At 32.1% G+C, this 2,497-nt stretch carries 1 protein-coding gene and 5 tRNA genes; all 6 read left to right on the top strand.

Going from position 1 to position 2,497, the window contains the following annotated elements:
* Positions 1–116: 116 nt before the first annotated feature.
* Entirely contained in the window at positions 117–1,280 is a 1,164-nt protein-coding gene (locus HNR52_RS12145) for an SIS domain-containing protein (RefSeq protein WP_435620731.1), read from the top strand.
* Between the two features lie 139 nt (positions 1,281–1,419).
* Positions 1,420–1,492, top strand: a tRNA-Val gene (locus HNR52_RS12140).
* 7 nt (positions 1,493–1,499) lie between these two features.
* A tRNA-Asp gene (locus HNR52_RS12135) sits at positions 1,500–1,576 on the top strand.
* Between the two features lie 13 nt (positions 1,577–1,589).
* Positions 1,590–1,665 (top strand) — tRNA-Phe (locus HNR52_RS12130).
* 9 nt (positions 1,666–1,674) lie between these two features.
* Positions 1,675–1,750: transfer RNA gene (locus HNR52_RS12125), tRNA-Gly, on the top strand.
* A 6-nt stretch (positions 1,751–1,756) separates the two neighbouring features.
* Positions 1,757–1,830, top strand: a tRNA-Cys gene (locus HNR52_RS12120).
* Positions 1,831–2,497: the final 667 nt, after the last annotated feature.

Here is a 2,497-nt window from a genome sequence, read left to right as displayed (position 1 = left end):
AAGGATTTCAGAATGAAATTTTGGGGGATAAATTTAAAATATGTCTCCTGAAATTCAGATATATCAGGCAACAGAAGTTGCCGAGAATATTCATATTATACTAGGAGGAATAAAACATGTTACTTGGTTATAGTGAAGAAGAATTGAAGGAAAGGAAAGGTTATGCGACGGCAAAAGAAATAGAGCAGCAACCGCGTTTGTGGAGAGAACTTTATGATATCCTTTTAGGTCAAGAGACTAAAATTACCGAATTTTTAGAACCAATATTGTCAAAAAAAGATTTAAGAATTATTTTAACTGGTGCAGGAACATCCGCTTTTGTGGGAGATAGCAGTGAAGGTTATTTAAGGAGAATGCTTAAAAAAGATGTAGAGGCTATTGATACAACAGATATTGTCGCTAAACCGCAGAATTTCTTCTTTGAAGATAAACCAACTCTTCTTATATCTCATGGAAGATCTGGCGATAGTCCCGAAAGTTTAGCTACGATAGAACTTGCAGAAAAAATTATAAAGGATGTTTATTTTTTGAATATAACATGCAATAGAGATGGAAAAATGGCGAAAGGTACAATTGACAAGAAAAATTGTTTAAATGTTTTTATGCCGGAAGAATCCAATGATGATGGTTTTGCTATGACAAGCAGCTTCACATGTATGCTTTTGACCGACTTGATGCTGCCGCATATTGAAGAGATTGAGAATGAAAAAGACATATTTGAAAAATTAGCAAGTGAGGCTGAAAGAATAATAAAAGAAGATGCAAGAGTAATAGAGGAAATATCAAGGAATAATTATGACAGATTGATATACTTAGGTAGCGGGAATTTAAAGGGATGTGCAACAGAAGCAGCTTTAAAGTCTTTAGAATTATCACACGGCGATGTCAATACAAATTCAAATACTCCTTTGGGCTTTAGGCATGGTCCCAAATCTGCTATTAATGATACTACGTTGATAGGATTCTTTGTTTCAAACGATACTTATACACAAAAGTATGACTTAGATTTAATACATGAGATAGCCAATGAACCTGGAAAGAGAAAATTAATGGTATTTTTACCTACTAACATATCTTTAGATAGTATAGATTATATATTTAAATTAAAACAAGATTTTGAAAAAGTGGATGAAGCATTTTTAACACCTTTATACATTATTTATGCACAGATGCTGGGATTTTATAAATCGTTAAATCTGAGTATAACACCTGATAACCCAAATCCAGAGGGACGAGTAAATAGGGTTGTGAAAGGTGTAACAATTTATAACTATAATTAAAAATTGACATAAACACCATCAAATACATCTAAGTATTTAATGGTGTTTTTAATTATTTACAACTACTAAATAAAAAAATTAAAAAAGGATATTGACGAATTAGAGTTTTTTATGTATACTAATACTTGTCACGGAAATTGGTCGTATAGCTCAGCTGGGAGAGCACCTGCCTTACAAGCAGGGGGTCATAGGTTCGAGCCCTATTGCGACCACTGTCATGGCCCAATAGCTCAGTTGGTTAGAGCGCCAGCCTGTCACGCTGGAGGTCGAGGGTTCGAGCCCCTTTTGGGTCGCCATAAAATTTAAAAAGCCTCGATAGCTCAGTCGGTAGAGCAAGGGACTGAAAATCCCTGTGTCAGTGGTTCGATTCCACTTCGAGGCACCATCAAGTTAAGCGGACATAGCTCAGTTGGTAGAGCATCACCTTGCCAAGGTGAGGGTCGCGAGTTCGAGTCTCGTTGTCCGCTCCAAAATTTGGCGGCATAGCCAAGTGGTAAGGCAGAGGTCTGCAAAACCTTTATCTCCAGTTCGAATCTGGATGCCGCCTCCATATAAAATCAAGCGATATCAAGCCTTTCATGGCTTTTATTTTTTTGGATTTTGCTTTAAAAGTATATTTTGCTAACATAAAAAATAAACTACTTTTTCGATTTATCTTCACGTTTTTATGAAAAATAGATCACTTATATTAGTATATACAAATCTGAGAATTTATAAAATATTTAGTATTATGCAAATATTAGTTTTTAATGAAATTAAATTATCTAAAATATTCATGAATTATTTATTGCATTTAAACAGGATTTCGATGAAATACGTCGAATATAATACATATAAAACAATAATAATCTTGTATAAATAAATCAAGATATTTTTGCATCGATTCATTTTTAATAGTTGATATAGTTTTTGTGTTTTGATACATTAAAATATTTTAATAAAAATCAAAATATTTTCTGACATTCGAACGCATTTATACTTTCTGCGTTATGATGTAAAGCTTTATTTATAGAATCAATAGAAAAGGCGATATTTTAAAAAGTATCTAAAAAATTATTGAAATTTTCTATTATAACTTATTCAAACGATACCATAACAGAATTTTATGCTGCAAATATAAAGCAATAATTTCAGGTATTTATACAGAAAATTGCATAAATTAAAATTAATAATTCAATTTGAAATAGTATTGCAATTACCTGTTAAAGGTATTATAA

This window comes from Thermoanaerobacterium thermosulfurigenes (assembly GCF_051201035.1).
Taxonomy (GTDB): domain Bacteria; phylum Bacillota; class Thermoanaerobacteria; order Thermoanaerobacterales; family Thermoanaerobacteraceae; genus Thermoanaerobacterium; species Thermoanaerobacterium thermosulfurigenes.
The sequence above is the reverse complement of the archived record's forward strand: the minus strand, read 5'-3'. Positions and strand labels throughout refer to the sequence as shown.